Annotated in this window: 14 protein-coding genes; 9 read left to right on the forward strand and 5 right to left on the reverse strand. The window is 71.7% G+C overall.

Annotation, left to right across the window (positions count from 1 at the left end; genetic code table 11):
• Nucleotides 1–19 precede the first annotated feature (19 nt).
• A complete protein-coding gene (locus ACZ7MY_RS02160) occupies nucleotides 20–970 on the reverse strand; it encodes a helix-turn-helix domain-containing protein (RefSeq protein WP_499598824.1) in 951 nt (316 codons plus the stop codon).
• Between the two features lie 172 nt (nucleotides 971–1,142).
• Between ACZ7MY_RS02160 and ybiA the strand changes: the two genes are divergently transcribed.
• Nucleotides 1,143–1,730, forward strand: a complete 588-nt coding sequence (gene ybiA, locus ACZ7MY_RS02165; RefSeq protein ID WP_499598825.1) for a riboflavin biosynthesis intermediates N-glycosidase — start codon at nucleotides 1,143–1,145, stop codon at nucleotides 1,728–1,730.
• On the opposite strand, the gene ACZ7MY_RS02170 is transcribed toward ybiA, so the two are convergent.
• Nucleotides 1,711–2,577 carry a helix-turn-helix transcriptional regulator gene (locus ACZ7MY_RS02170; protein ID WP_499598827.1) on the reverse strand — a complete coding sequence of 289 codons (867 nt, stop codon included), beginning with the start codon at nucleotides 2,575–2,577 and terminating at the stop codon, nucleotides 1,711–1,713. The two genes, ybiA and ACZ7MY_RS02170, sit on opposite strands and share 20 nt — an antisense overlap.
• A 101-nt stretch (nucleotides 2,578–2,678) precedes the next feature.
• Here ACZ7MY_RS02170 and ACZ7MY_RS02175 point away from each other — a divergent pair, with 101 nt between their 5' ends.
• The 3 genes from ACZ7MY_RS02175 to ACZ7MY_RS02185 all read left to right on the forward strand — a co-directional run bounded on the left by ACZ7MY_RS02175 (nucleotide 2,679) and on the right by ACZ7MY_RS02185 (nucleotide 6,002).
• Complete coding sequence (locus ACZ7MY_RS02175) at nucleotides 2,679–4,211, forward strand: MFS transporter (RefSeq protein ID WP_499598829.1); 1,533 nt, start codon at nucleotides 2,679–2,681, stop codon at nucleotides 4,209–4,211.
• Nucleotides 4,212–4,375: 164 nt separating this feature from the next.
• A complete protein-coding gene (locus ACZ7MY_RS02180; protein ID WP_499598831.1) occupies nucleotides 4,376–5,383 on the forward strand; it encodes an aldo/keto reductase in 1,008 nt (335 codons plus the stop codon).
• Between the two features lie 34 nt (nucleotides 5,384–5,417).
• Nucleotides 5,418–6,002, forward strand: coding sequence for a TetR/AcrR family transcriptional regulator (locus tag ACZ7MY_RS02185; protein WP_499598833.1), 585 nt, complete (start codon nucleotides 5,418–5,420; stop codon nucleotides 6,000–6,002).
• 93 nt (nucleotides 6,003–6,095) lie between these two features.
• Here ACZ7MY_RS02185 and ACZ7MY_RS02190 read toward each other — a convergent pair whose 3' ends face one another.
• Nucleotides 6,096–7,478 carry a glycine--tRNA ligase gene (locus ACZ7MY_RS02190; RefSeq protein WP_499598835.1) on the reverse strand — a complete coding sequence of 461 codons (1,383 nt, stop codon included), beginning with the start codon at nucleotides 7,476–7,478 and terminating at the stop codon, nucleotides 6,096–6,098.
• Nucleotides 7,479–7,672: 194 nt separating this feature from the next.
• Between ACZ7MY_RS02190 and ACZ7MY_RS02195 the strand changes: the two genes are divergently transcribed.
• The 4 genes from ACZ7MY_RS02195 to ACZ7MY_RS02210 are packed head-to-tail and all read left to right on the forward strand — an operon-like array spanning nucleotide 7,673 to nucleotide 10,797.
• Nucleotides 7,673–8,629, forward strand: coding sequence for a metal ABC transporter substrate-binding protein (locus ACZ7MY_RS02195; protein WP_499598837.1), 957 nt, complete (start codon nucleotides 7,673–7,675; stop codon nucleotides 8,627–8,629).
• A 4-nt stretch (nucleotides 8,630–8,633) separates the two neighbouring features.
• A complete protein-coding gene (locus ACZ7MY_RS02200; protein ID WP_499598839.1) occupies nucleotides 8,634–9,425 on the forward strand; it encodes a metal ABC transporter ATP-binding protein in 792 nt (263 codons plus the stop codon).
• Nucleotides 9,425–10,318: a metal ABC transporter permease gene (locus tag ACZ7MY_RS02205; protein ID WP_499598841.1), complete on the forward strand. Its 894-nt coding sequence runs from the start codon at nucleotides 9,425–9,427 to the stop codon at nucleotides 10,316–10,318. Before ACZ7MY_RS02200 ends, ACZ7MY_RS02205 begins: the two co-directional genes overlap by 1 nt.
• A gap of 53 nt (nucleotides 10,319–10,371) precedes the next feature.
• Nucleotides 10,372–10,797 carry a Fur family transcriptional regulator gene (locus ACZ7MY_RS02210; protein ID WP_499598842.1) on the forward strand — a complete coding sequence of 142 codons (426 nt, stop codon included), beginning with the start codon at nucleotides 10,372–10,374 and terminating at the stop codon, nucleotides 10,795–10,797.
• An 81-nt stretch (nucleotides 10,798–10,878) separates the two neighbouring features.
• Here ACZ7MY_RS02210 and ACZ7MY_RS02215 read toward each other — a convergent pair whose 3' ends face one another.
• Nucleotides 10,879–11,718: an isoprenyl transferase gene (locus tag ACZ7MY_RS02215; protein WP_499598843.1), complete on the reverse strand. Its 840-nt coding sequence runs from the start codon at nucleotides 11,716–11,718 to the stop codon at nucleotides 10,879–10,881.
• Between the two features lie 60 nt (nucleotides 11,719–11,778).
• The gene (gene recO / locus ACZ7MY_RS02220; RefSeq protein ID WP_018556655.1) at nucleotides 11,779–12,525 is read right to left on the reverse strand and encodes a DNA repair protein RecO; all 747 of its coding nucleotides are present in this window, start codon (nucleotides 12,523–12,525) and stop codon (nucleotides 11,779–11,781) included.
• 56 nt (nucleotides 12,526–12,581) lie between these two features.
• Between recO and ACZ7MY_RS02225 the strand changes: the two genes are divergently transcribed.
• The gene (locus ACZ7MY_RS02225; protein WP_499598845.1) at nucleotides 12,582–12,944 is read left to right on the forward strand and encodes a DUF1304 domain-containing protein; all 363 of its coding nucleotides are present in this window, start codon (nucleotides 12,582–12,584) and stop codon (nucleotides 12,942–12,944) included.
• The last annotated feature ends 80 nt before the right edge of the window (nucleotides 12,945–13,024 follow it).

Genomic DNA, 13,024 nt, shown 5'->3' on the forward strand with positions numbered 1-13,024 from the left:
CCGGGGAAGACCGGGGGCCCTAATCCCGCAACCGCGACACGCGGGGGCTCACGCCGTACGCCGCCTTGAAAACGCGGCTGAAGTGGGCTGCGCTGGCGAACCCCCACCGGTGCGCGATCGCCTCGATCGTCATGAACTGATGTGCCGGCGAGGCCAGTTCCCTCCTGCACTCTTCGAGGCGCTGCGTCCTTATCCATTCGCCGAGGGTGATTCCGGCTCGGGACAGGGTCAGGTAGAGCTGGCGTACCGAAACCTGGTGCTCGGCGGCGATGCGTGCGGCAGTCAGGTCGGGTTCCGCCAGATGGAGGCCGACGTATTCCTGAACACGCTGAAGAAGCGTGCGGTTCAGCGGCGGTCCGGCCAGGTCGTCACGGCCCATGGCCGTGGTGACCACAGCCCTGATCAGGTCGACGCACGGCTGCGCGAACAGGGCGGTCTCGGCCTCGCCGACGGCCGCCCGGTCATGGGCCAGCCGGGCGAAGAACGCCGCTGCGGCACCCACGACGGGGCGCTCCGAACCGAGTCGGACGGCTGTGACTTGGTCGAGCAGGGACGGCCGCAGCCCCAGGATGTGGGTGGGAACACGCACCAGCACCGCCTGGACCGTGCCGTGGAAGAGGACCTCATAGGGCTTCGCGTTCTGGAGCACCACGAGATCTCCCGCCCGCACCACACCCTGCCTGCCCCCCTGGCGGAACCGGGAGACCCCCGCTTCCTGCAGACTGACGAGGACGTGCGGCACCATGTCCTCGCCCACCGGGGCAGTGGCACGGCGGAGGCGGGCCACGTTCCAGTCGATCTCCGAGACCTTCACCGACCCCACCGCGCTGGTGGTCGCATTGGCCCTCAGGTGATTCGGGTCCGGTGGAAGGTCTACCTCTATGCGGCCGTTGACGGACCACGAGAATTCGCGGATCGCGTCCGCGCGATCGCCGGGGGCCAGCGACGCGACGTCGAGTCGATCTGTCATACGGCTGCCTCCTGAACCGGTCGCGGGACCTGCGTTGCGGGCAGGTCTCCACGGTACTGCCGCCGACGGTCCGCTTCCAGGACTTTTACTGTATTGTGCACCTTTATTTCCACGCGGCCTCGCGTGGGAAAACCGGGGGCCGTTGTCGGTGCCCGGCGGTAGCGTCACGCACATGACGACGCAGATCACCGAGCCCCGCGACGCCCGTTCCCGGGCCGCGCTGACGAAGCTGACCGCGCGCGGCGTCCGGGCCAGGTACCTGTTCTTCTGGGGCCACCAGCCGCAGCGCGACGGCGGCGTGGGCGCGGGCTGCCTGAGCCAGTGGTGGCCCTCGGAGTTCACCGTCGAGGGCGTCGGCTACGCCACGGCGGAGCACTGGATGATGGCCGGCAAGGCCCGCCTCTTCGGGGACGAGCAGACCCTCGCCCGCATCCTCGCCGCCCCGCACCCGCACGCCGCGAAGAAGCTCGGACGCCAGGTGCGCGGCTTCGACAACGCGACCTGGGAACGGCACCGCGAGGAACTGGTCGTCGAGGGCAACCTCGCCAAGTTCGGCCAGGACCCGGCGCTGCGCGACTACCTGCTGGGCACCGGCTCGCGCGTGCTGGTCGAGGCCAGCCCGGTGGACCGCATATGGGGCATCGGCCTGGCGGCCGACGAGGACGGCGCCGACGACCCAGCGCGGTGGCGCGGCCTGAACCTGCTGGGCTTCGCCCTCATGGAGGCGCGGCAGCGGCTGCTCACACCGGCATCGGCATAGCGCTCGGCGCGGACGCGGCCATCTCGTAGAGCCGGTCAAGACGTTCGCGGGTCGCGGCGTCCGCCGGGGAGTAGGTGACCAGCCGCGGGCCCTGGCCGGGGCCGAGCCACAGGTGCGTGAAGTGGAAGGTCAGCAGGCCGACCCGGGGGTTGAGGAAGCGCTTGGTGCGGTTCTCCGGTTCCTGCACCTCGTGCCGCTCCCACAGCTCGCAGAACTCAGGGGATGCCTGCTCCAGCCGCTTGACCAGCGACTTCCACGCGGGCTCCGCGAGGTGCTCGGCCATCGCCGCACGGTACTTGGCGACCAGCTGCCGGCTGGTCTCGTGCCAGTCGGGCAGGCCCTCGCGCCAGGCGGGGTCGGTGAAGGCCAGCCACATGATGTTGCGGTCCTCGAAGGGGAGCCGGTCGAGGTCGTCGACCAGCCGCCCGTAGGTGCGGTTGTGGGCGATGACGTCGGTGCGGCTGTTGAGGACCGCGGCCGGCAGCGGCTCCAGCTTCGCCAGCATCTCCCGGATCTGGTCCGACATCCCCGGACACTGGGCACGCGGATTGGGGTCCGGGACCCCGGCGAGCAGGAAGAGGTGGGTGCGCTCGTTCGGGTCCAGCATCAGGGCCCGGGCGATGGAGTCGGCGACCTGCGCGGAGATCTGGATCTCGCGGGCCTGTTCGAGCCACGTGTACCAGGTGACCCCGACCGCGGCCAGCTGCGCCACCTCCTCACGGCGCAGCCCGGGGGTGCGCCGTCGGCGGCCGGGCGGGAGTCCGACCTGCTCCGGGGAGATCCGTTCACGGCGGCTGCGGAGGAAGGAAGCGAGCTCGCTCCGCGCGGCGGCGCTGGGAGACGTCATACCTCCAGGGTGCCTGACTCCCCAGGCCATTTCCAGGTGGTCGCGATACCCGGATAAACGGTCTCTGGTACCCCCCTGGGAACAAGGTCATCGTGGCATACGTGACCGATCACAACGAAGCCCCCCTCTCCGCCGGCCTCGGTTCCCGCGCCCAGGTGCGGCCCCGGGTCATCCGGGTCGGCGCCACCGGCCCGGCGCCGGCCGCGAGAACCACGCCACCGGCCGCCGAGGCGCCGCCCGGCCACGCCGCACCGGCGCTCGGCCCGCTGGGCCTGTTCACCGTGCTGCTGGGTGCGGCGCTCCCGCTCATCGACTTCTTCATCGTCAACGTCGCACTGCCCGCCATCGAGACCGACCTGCACGCCGGTGCCGCCGTCCTGGAGCTGGTCGTGGCCGGCTACGGCGTGGCGTACGCCGTGCTGCTGGTGCTCGGCGGCCGGCTCGGCGACTCCTTCGGCCGCCGCCGGCTCTTCCTCGCCGGCATGGCGGCCTTCGGCCTGACCTCGCTCGCCTGCGGCCTGGCCCCGAACGCGTGGGTGCTGGTGGGCGCCCGCGTCGCACAGGGCGCGGCGGCCGCGCTGATGCTGCCCCAGGTGCTGGCCACCATCCACTCCGCGACCTCCGGCCACCGCAGGGCCAAGGCGCTCAGCCTGTACGGCGCGACCGCGGGCCTGTCCATGGTGGCGGGCCAGATCCTGGGCGGCATCCTGGTCGCCGCGGACATCGCGGGCACCGGCTGGCGCGCGGTGTTCCTGGTCAACGTGCCGGTCGCGGTGGCCGGTCTGCTGCTCGCGGTGCGTTCGGTGCCGGAGACCCGTTCCGACCGGCCCGCTCCGGTCGACCGCCCCGGCACCCTGCTGCTGGCGGTGTCCCTGGTGACCCTGCTGGCTCCGCTGACCGAGGGCCGGGCGGCCGGCTGGCCGGTGTGGACGTGGGTGTCGCTGACCGTCTTCCCGTTCGCGGCCCTGGCGTTCTTCCTGGTCGAGCGGCGGGCCGACCGGGCCGGGCGGATCCCGCTCGTGCCGCCGAGCCTCTTCGCGCTCGCCGGGATGCGGCGGGCGCTGCCGCTGCTGGTGCCGTTCTCCATCGGCTTCGGCGGCTTCATGTTCGTGATCGCGGTCGCGCTGCAGCAGGGCCTGCGGTACGGGCCGGTGGAGGCGGGCGCCACGCTGGTGCCGATGGCCGTGGCGTTCTTCCTGGCCTCGCTGGCCGGGCCGCGCCTGGTGGGCCGGTACGGCGGGCGCGTGGTCACCGCGGGCGGCGTCCTGCAGGGCGTCGGCATCGCCGTGCTGGCTCTGACCGTGGCCCGCAGCTGGCAGCCCGGGATGACGGCGTGGGCCCTGCTGCCGGGTGTCGCGGTCGCCGGCCTCGGCCAGGGGCTGCAACTGCCCGTGCTGTTCCGGCTGGTGCTCGCGGACGTACCGGGTGAGCGGGCCGGTGTCGGCAGCGGCGTCATGGTGACCACCCAGCAGTCGGCGCTGGCCCTGGGCGTGGCCACCCTCGGCACCCTCTTCCTCTCCCTCGCCCCCTCGCACGGGACCCGGCAGGCGCTGGTCGTGGTGCTGCTCGTGCAACTGGCGGCGGTGGCGGTGACGGCGCTGGCCAGCCTGCGGCTGCCGCGCGAAGTGGCCTGAGGGGCCGCGGGGCGGGGACCGGGACCCGCGGGCCGGCCCCCGGATCGGTCCCGCGGGAATGCGACGGATGACACGTGCGCTGACAGATATTGAAATCTGTCAGCGCATGTGTCACTGTTGTCAGCGTCCCCACCCGACCTCCCCCTCCCCACCAAGGAGCCCCCTTGCAGAACCGCACCCTCGGTTCCACCGGCCCCACCGTCTCCGCCCTCGGCCTCGGCGCCATGGGCATGTCCGCCCTCTACGGCGAGACCGACCGCGGCGAGGCGGTCGCCACCGTCCACGCCGCCCTCGACGCGGGCATCACCCTGATCGACACCGGCGACTTCTACGCCATGGGCCACAACGAGATGCTCGTCGGCGAGGCCCTGCGCTCCGCCGGCGCCCGCCGTGACAACGCCCTGGTCAGCGTCAAGTTCGGCGCGCTGCGCGACCCCGCCGGCACCTGGCTGGGCTACGACGGGCGCCCGGCCGCCGTGAAGAACTTCGCCTCGTACTCGCTGCAGCGCCTCGGCACCGACCACATCGACGTCTACCGGATCGCCCGGGTCGACCCCGCCGTCCCGATCGAGGAGACCGTCGGCGCCATCGCCGAGCTCGTCGAGGCCGGCTACGTGCGCCACATCGGCCTGTCCGAGGTCAGCGCCGCCACACTGCGCCGCGCGGCCGCCGTGGCGCCGATCAGCGACCTGCAGATCGAGTACTCGCTGATCTCCCGCGGCATCGAGGACGAGATCCTGCCCACCGCCCGCGAACTGGGCATCGGCGTCACGGCGTACGGCGTGCTCTCCCGCGGCCTGATCAGCGGGCACTTCACCCGCGACCGGCAGCTGGCGGGCAACGACTTCCGCGCCATGAGCCCCCGCTTCCAGGGCGAGAACCTGGAGCACAACCTCGGGCTCGTCGAGGCGCTGCGCAAGATCGCCGAGCAGCGGGGCGTCACCGTGGCGCAGACCGCCATCGCCTGGGTGCTGTCCCGGGGCGAGGACATCGTGCCGCTGATCGGCGCCCGTACCCGCGAGCGACTGGCCGAGGCGCTGGGCGCGCTGGAGGTCACCCTGGACGCCGCCGACCTGGCGGCGATCGAGGAGGCGGTCCCGGCCGGCGCGGCCGCCGGCGAGCGCTACCCGCACGCGCAGATGGCGCACCTGGACAGTGAGCGGCAGCACTGACGGGCACCGGCCCGGTACTGGGACAATGGCGAGCATGCCACCCGAGACGCTGACCGCCGAACGCATCCTCGAGACCACGGAAGAGGTGCTGCGCCGCTACGGTCCCGCGAAGGCGACCGTGGTCGACGTGGCCCGCGCCCTCGGGGTCAGCCACGGCAGCGTCTACCGGCACTTCCGCACCAAGGCCGCACTGCGCGAGGCGGTCACCCAGCGGTGGCTGGACCAGGCCCACGCGCAGTTGTCGGCGATCGCGGAGGACGGCGGCCGCCCGGCGCCCGCACGGCTGCACGCCTGGCTGGAGGCGCTGTTCGCGGCCAAGAAGCGCAAGGCGGGCGGCGACCCCGAGCTGTTCGCCACCTACATGGCGCTGACCGACGAGCACAGCTCCGTGGTCGCCGAGCACGTCGCCATCATGGTCGGGCTGCTCACCCGGATCGTCCGGGACGGCGTGGCCGGCGGGGAGTTCGCCGCCGGCGACCCGGAGGCCGCCGCGCAGGCGGTGTGGGACGCCACCGTGCGCTTCCACGACCCGGCGTACGCCGGCGACTGGTTCGCCCCGGGCATCGACGCGGCGTTCTCCGCGGTCATCGACCTGGTCCTGCGCGGTCTGCGGCCCTGAGCGCCGCCCGTACGGGCCGTTCACGCACGAAGGCGCCCGGCCACCCCTCTCGGGGTCGGCCGGGCGCCTTCGTGCGTGCGTCCGGGACGGTTCCTAGCAGCCGAGCAGCCGGCCGCCGAGGTAGGCCTCGACCTGGTCCAGCGAGACGCGCTCCTGCTTCATGGTGTCGCGCTCGCGCACGGTGACCGCGTTGTCCTCGAGGGTGTCGAAGTCGACGGTCACGCAGAACGGGGTGCCGATCTCGTCCTGGCGGCGGTAGCGGCGGCCGATGGCGCCGGCGTCGTCGAACTCGATGTTCCAGTGGCGGCGCAGGTCGGCCGCGAGGCCCTTGGCCTTCGGCGAGAGCTGCGGGTTGCGCGACAGCGGCAGGACGGCGACCTTGACCGGCGCCAGGCGCGGGTCGAGGCGCATGACGGTGCGCTTCTCCATCACGCCCTTGGCGTTGGGGGCCTCGTCCTCGTTGTACGCGTCGAGCATGAAGGCGAGCATGGCGCGGTTGAGACCCGCCGCGGGCTCGATGACGAACGGGAAGTAACGCTCGCCGGCCTCCTGGTCGAAGTACGACAGGTCCTGGCCGCTGGCCTGGCTGTGGGCCTTGAGGTCGTAGTCCGTGCGGTTGGCGATGCCCTCGAGCTCGGAGTACTCGGTGCCGCCGAAGTTGAAGCGGTACTCGATGTCGACGGTGCGCTTGGAGTAGTGGGAGAGCTTCTCCTTGGCGTGCTCGTACCAGCGCATGTTCTCCTCGCGCATGCCGAGGCCCCGGTACCAGTCCCAGCGCTGCTGCATCCAGTACTCGTGCCAGGTCTCGTCCTCGCCCGGCTTGACGAAGAACTCCATCTCCATCTGCTCGAACTCGCGGGTCCGGAAGATGAAGTTGCCGGGGGTGATCTCGTTGCGGAAGGACTTGCCGGTCTGGGCGATGCCGAACGGCGGCTTGCGGCGCGAGGTCTGCTGCACCAGGGCGAAGTTGGTGAAGATGCCCTGCGCGGTCTCGGGGCGCAGGTAGGCGACCGCGCCGGAGTCCTGGGTCGGGCCCAGGTGGGTGGAGAGCAGGCCCGAGAACTGCTTGGGCTCGGTGAAGGTGCCCTTGTTGCCGCAGTTGGGGCAGTTGAGGTCGGAGAGGCCGTTGGCCGGCAGGTGGCCGTGCTTGGCCTCGTACGCCTCCTCCAGGTGGTCGGCGCGGTAACGCTTGTGGCAGGAGGTGCACTCGGTGAGCGGGTCGGTGAACGTGGCGACGTGGCCCGAGGCCTCCCAGACCTCGCGGGCCAGGATCACCGAGGAGTCGAGGCCGACCACGTCCTCCCGGGAGGTGACCATCGCGCGCCACCACTGGCGCTTGATGTTCTCCTTCAGTTCGACGCCCAGCGGTCCGTAGTCCCAGGCGGCCTTCTGACCGCCGTAGATCTCGCTGCAGGGGAAAACGAAGCCACGGCGCTTGCTCAGGCTGACGATGGTGTCGATCTTGTCGGCGGCCACGGTGCTCTCTTCAGACGACGAAGCGGTCGGTGAGGTCCGCCGGATCGCGTGCGGTCCGGCGAATACCTCAGATTACCGGCGGGTGCGGGGCCTGTATCAAATCGGTTCCACGGTCCGGGAGCGTCGGGCGGGCCGCCGGGTCCGGCCACGGAGTCAATTGACAATCGTTTCCAGTTTTGTTGAAAATGGGTGTCATGAACATAGGTCGTGCTCTGGTCCCCCTCGCCGCCGTCGCCGGGCTGCTCGCCCTCTCCGCCTGCTCCACCGCGGGCGGGACCGGGCAGGACGGCAAGCTGGCGGTCACGGCGTCCTTCTACCCGATGGAGTTCCTCGCCGAGCAGATCGGCGGCGGGCACGTCCACGTGACGGGACTGACCAAGCCGGGGACCGAGCCGCACGACCTGGAACTCACCCCCCGGCAGACCGGCGAGCTGGGCGAGTCCGACGTCGTCGTCTACCTCAAGGGCCTGCAGCCCGCCGTCGACGACGCGATAGCCCAGTCCGGCGTGAGGACCGTCGTCGACGCCGCCGCTCTGACCCCGCTGGAGGACCACGGCACCGAGGTCGACGGCCACCACCACACCACCGGGGACAACGACACCGGACACGAGGGCGAGGACGAGGACGCGGGCGCCGACCCGCACATCTGGCTCGACCCGGTCCGCTACGCCCAGGTCGCCGAGGGCGTCGGCAAGGCCCTCGCCGAGGCCGACCCGGACCACGCCGCGACGTACGGGAAGAACACCGCCGCGCTGGTGAAGAAGCTGGACGCGCTGAACACCGGGTTCGAGGACGGGCTGAGGGACCGCACCTCGGACACCTTCATCACCACCCACGCCGCCTTCGGCTACCTCGCCGAACGCTACGGGCTGGTCGAGGAGGCGATCGGCGGCATCGACCCGGAGTCCGAGCCCAGCGCGGCCCGGATGAAGACGCTGCACACCCTCGCCGAGGACAAGGGCGTCAGCACCGTATTCTTCGAGACGCTGGCCAGCGACCGGACCGCCAGGACCCTCGCCGGCGACCTCGGCCTGAAGACCGCGGTGCTCGACCCGATCGAGGGCATCACCGACAAGTCCGCGGGCCGCGACTACTTCGAGGTCCAGCGGAGCAACCTCCAGGCCCTGCGCACGGCGCTGGGCGCGAAGTGAGGCCATGATGACGGAGCCCGGTACGGAGGCTGGAATGGACACGGTCATATCGATGCGGGGTGCGGCCGCCGCGCTCGGCTCACGGCCGGTGCTGCGCGGCGTCGACCTGACCGTGCGGCGCGGCGAGGTCGTCGCGTTGCTCGGCGCCAACGGCTCGGGCAAGTCCACCGCGATCCGCGCCGTGGTCGGCCAGGTGCCGCTCACCTCGGGCGCCCTGGAGCTGTTCGGCACCCCGCTGAACCGTTTCCGCGACTGGGCCCGGATCGGCTACGTGCCGCAGCGCACCACCGCGGCCTCCGGCGTCCCCGCCACCGTCCGCGAGGTCGTCTCCGCCGGGCGGCTGGCCCGGACCAGGCTGGGCCTGCCCCGCAAGGCGGACCGCAGGGCCGTGGAGCACGCCCTGGAGCTGGTCGGGATGGCCGACCGGGCCGGCGACCCGGTCGAGGCGCTCTCCGGCGGCCAGCACCAGCGGGTGCTGATCGCCCGCGCGCTGTCCGTCGAGCCCGAACTGCTGATCATGGACGAGCCGATGGCCGGCGTCGACCTGGCCAGCCAGGAGGTGCTCGCCGGGACGCTGCGCGAACAGGTCGCGGTGGGCACCACCGTGCTGCTGGTGCTGCACGAACTCGGACCGCTGGAGCCGCTGATCGACCGCGCGGTGGTGCTGCGCGACGGCTGCGTCGTCCACGACGGGCCCCCGCCGAAGGCCCAGGGGCAGCACGCGCTGCCGGGCCACGACCACGTCCACCCGCACGCGGGCCACGCGGCCGAACCGATCCGGACGGGGCTGTTCTGATGGAGCTGTTCTCCTACGCCTTCATGCAGCGGGCGCTGATCGCCGCCGTCCTCGTCGGCATCACCGCCCCCGCGATCGGCATCTACCTCGTCCAGCGCCGGCAGGCGCTGCTGGGCGACGGCATCGGCCACGTCGCCCTCACCGGCGTCGGCCTCGGCTTCCTGCTCAGCGCCAACCCGGTGTGGATGGCGACGGCCGTGTCGGTCGCCGGCGCGGTCGTCATGGAACTCATCCGCTGGTACGGCAGGACGCGCGGCGACATCGCGCTCGCCATGCTCTTCTACGGCGGCATGGCGGCCGGCGTGATGTTCACCTCGCTCGCGCCGAACGGCTCCAACGCCAACCTCCTCACCTACCTGTTCGGCTCCATCACCACCGTCTCCCCGCAGGACATCACCACGATCTGCCTGCTGGCCGGCTTCGTGGTGCTGGTCACCGTGGGCCTGCGGCGGCAGCTGTTCGCGGTCTCCCAGGACGAGGAGTTCGCCCGGGTGACCGGCCTCCCGGTACGGCTGCTCAACCTGCTGGTCGCCGTCACCGCGGCTGTCACGGTCACGGTCGCGATGCGGGTCGTCGGGCTGCTGCTGGTCAGCGCGCTGATGGTGATCCCGGTCGCCGCCTCGCAGCAGATCGCCCGCAGCTTCGCCACGGCGTTCGCGCTGTCGGTCGTGATCGGCGTGGTGGTCGCCTTCTCCGGGACGGTGACCTCGTACTACGCCGACGTGCCCTCCGGGGCGACCATCGTGCTGCTGGCCATCGGCGTGTTCGTCGTACTGACGCTGCTGGCGGTACCGCTGGCGAAAAAGCGTGCACGCCGTGCCGCAGGGGACACGACACGGTGCACCCTGGAGGTACCCGCGGCGCGTCCGACCGAGGACGACGTCCGGGTATGAGCGCCCGGCCTGGCAGAATGACCGACCGAACCCGACCGAGTAGGAGGCCACCGGTGACGACCGCCAAGCCCCCCGTCCGCGGACGATCGACCCGGCAGCGTACCGCCGTCGCCGCGGCCCTCGCCGAGGTCGACGAGTTCCGCAGCGCCCAGGAGCTGCACGACCTCCTGAAGCACCGGGGCGACTCGGTCGGCCTCACCACGGTCTACCGCACGCTGCAGTCCCTCGCCGACGCCGGCGAGATCGACGTGCTCCGCACCGGGGACGGCGAGTCCGTCTACCGGCGCTGCAGCAGCGGTCACCACCACCACCTGGTCTGCCGGGTCTGCGGCAAGGCCGTCGAGGTCGAGGGCCCGGCGGTCGAGAAGTGGGCCGACACCATCGCCGAGGAGCACGGCTTCGTCGACGTCGCCCACACCGTGGAGATCTTCGGCACCTGCGCCGACTGCGCCGGCTGCGGCCGCCCCGCGGAGGTCTGAGCCCCGGCGCCGCCGCGCTGCTGCACGCGCGCGGCGCCGTCCCCCGTGACCGCGGTCGCCCGGTGGGCGACCGCGGGGCGACTACGCGCCGTCCGCGCCGCTCTCCTCGCCCGGCTGCTGCTCGTTGGGGATCGCGCCGCCGAAGCGGCGGTCGCGGGAGGCGTACTCCAGGCACGCGCGCCACAGGTCGCGGCGGTCGAAGTCCGGCCAGAGGACGTCCTGGAAGACCATCTCGGCGTAGGCGGACTGCCAGATCAGGAAGTTGGAGGTGCGCTGCTCGCCGGAGGGGCGGACGAACAGGTCCACGTCCGGCATGTCCGGGTGGTACATGTACTTGGCGAGGGTCTTCTCGTTGACCTTGGAGGGGTCGAGACGACCCGCCTTTATGTCCTCGCCCAGGCGCGCCGCCGCGTCGGCGATCTCCGCGCGGCCACCATAGTTGACGCACATGTACAGCGTCATCGCGTCGTTGTCGCGGGTCATCTCCTCCGCGACCTGGAGCTCCTTGACGACCGACTTCCACAGCCGGGGCATGCGGCCCGCCCAGCGGATGCGGATGCCCATCTCGTGCATCTCGTCGCGGCGGCGGTGGATGACGTCCCGGTTGAAGTTCATCAGGAAGCGGACCTCGTCGGGCGAACGCTTCCAGTTCTCGGTCGAGAAGGCGTACAGCGAGAGGTTCTTGACCCCCAGCTCCAGGCAGCCCTTCAGGACGTCCAGCACGACGGACTCGCCGACCTTGTGCCCCTCGGTGCGGGGCAGACCGCGCTCCTTGGCCCAGCGGCCGTTGCCGTCCATCACGATGGCCACGTGCTGGGGGACCAGCTCGCCTGGGATCTTGGGGGGCTGCGCGCCGGACGGGTGCGGGTCGGGAGCCCGGTACTCGCGCCGGGGACGGCTCAGAATCCCGCGTACTGCCATGACCTTGCTCTCCACTTCCTGTGCCTCACGACTTGGTGCTGCCGGGGCCGCCGGGTACCGCTACTTCTCGATGAAACGCAGACTGCGCAGGCCGCGCTCCAGGTGCCACTGCAGATACGCGGCGACCAGTCCGCTGCCCTCCCGGCAGTGGCGCGGTTCGCACGCGTCGGCGGTCTCCCAGTCCCCTCCGAGCAACGCGCCGAGGAGTTCCAGTGACTCCAGTGAGGGTACGACGCTTCCGGCCGGGCGGCACTCGCCGCATACGACTCCTCCCGCGGCGACCGAAAAGAACCGGTTCGGGCCGGGCATCCCGCACTTCGCGCAGTCCCCGAAGCTGGGCGCGTAGCCGTTGACCGCCAGCGAGCGCAGCAGGAAGGCGTCGAGCACCAGGCGCGGGTCGTGCTCACCGTCGGCGAGCGTGCGCAGTCCGCCGACCAGCAGCAGGTACTGCTGCACGGCCGGTTCGCCCTCGTGGTCGGTGAAGCGCTCGGCGGTCTCCAGCATCGCCGTACCCGCGGTGTAGCGGGCGTAGTCGGTGACGATCCGGCTGCCGTAGGGGGCGATGGTCTCGCCCTGGGTGCACAGCGGCAGGCCCCGGCCGACGAGTTCCCCGCCGCGTGCGAAGAACTGCACGTCCACGTGGGAGAAGGGCTCCAGCCGCGCCCCGAACTTGGACTTCGTCCGCCGCACTCCGCGGGCCACCGCCCGCACCCGGCCGTGCCGGCGCGTGAGCAGGGTGATGATCCGGTCCGCCTCGCCCAGCTTCTGGGTGCGCAGCACGATGCCGTCGTCGCGGAACAGACTCATGCGCCCATTCTCCCGTACGGAGCGACCGGTCCGGCCCGGGTCGTACGCTACGGCCCATGTCGATCACCGCAACCGTCGCCGTGCTGCTGATAGCGGCCCTGCACGTCTACATCCTGGTCCTGGAGATGTTCCTGTGGACCACCCCGCGCGCCCGGGCCGCCTTCGGCACCACCGAGGAGTTCGCGCAGGAGAGCAAGGCGCTCGCCGCCAACCAGGGGCTCTACAACGGATTCCTGGCCGCCGGCCTGGTGTGGGGCGCGGTGGCGTCCGACCCGGTGGGCTTCCAGGCGAAGGTGTTCTTCCTCGTCTGCGTGGCGGTCGCCGGGCTGTACGGGGCCGCGACCGCGAGCCGCCGGATCCTCTTCGTGCAGACCGTCCCGGCGCTCGTCGCCCTGGCCTTGGTGCTGACGGCCCGCTGAGGCACTCCGTCACGCACGGGCGTCACCCGCGCGTGGTGCGAGCGGACCGCCCGGAGCGGGGGCACGGGGACCCGCGGTCC

Source organism: Streptomyces sp. NPDC111520 (genome assembly GCF_055635295.1).

What these genes read in the sequence shown, in the direction of transcription:
- ACZ7MY_RS02170 (WP_499598827.1), bottom strand. Translation starts at nt 2,577, where the DNA reads ATGACGTCTCCCAGCGCCGCCGCGCGGAGCGAGCTCGCTTCCTTCCTC.
- ACZ7MY_RS02200 (WP_499598839.1), top strand. Translation starts at nt 8,634, where the DNA reads ATGATGACGGAGCCCGGTACGGAGGCTGGAATGGACACGGTCATATCG.
- ACZ7MY_RS02195 (WP_499598837.1), top strand. Translation starts at nt 7,673, where the DNA reads ATGAACATAGGTCGTGCTCTGGTCCCCCTCGCCGCCGTCGCCGGGCTG.
- ACZ7MY_RS02205 (WP_499598841.1), top strand. Translation starts at nt 9,425, where the DNA reads ATGGAGCTGTTCTCCTACGCCTTCATGCAGCGGGCGCTGATCGCCGCC.
- recO (WP_018556655.1), bottom strand. Translation starts at nt 12,525, where the DNA reads ATGAGTCTGTTCCGCGACGACGGCATCGTGCTGCGCACCCAGAAGCTG.
- ACZ7MY_RS02160 (WP_499598824.1), bottom strand. Translation starts at nt 970, where the DNA reads ATGACAGATCGACTCGACGTCGCGTCGCTGGCCCCCGGCGATCGCGCG.
- ACZ7MY_RS02215 (WP_499598843.1), bottom strand. Translation starts at nt 11,718, where the DNA reads ATGGCAGTACGCGGGATTCTGAGCCGTCCCCGGCGCGAGTACCGGGCT.
- ACZ7MY_RS02185 (WP_499598833.1), top strand. Translation starts at nt 5,418, where the DNA reads ATGCCACCCGAGACGCTGACCGCCGAACGCATCCTCGAGACCACGGAA.
- ACZ7MY_RS02225 (WP_499598845.1), top strand. Translation starts at nt 12,582, where the DNA reads ATGTCGATCACCGCAACCGTCGCCGTGCTGCTGATAGCGGCCCTGCAC.
- ybiA (WP_499598825.1), top strand. Translation starts at nt 1,143, where the DNA reads ATGACGACGCAGATCACCGAGCCCCGCGACGCCCGTTCCCGGGCCGCG.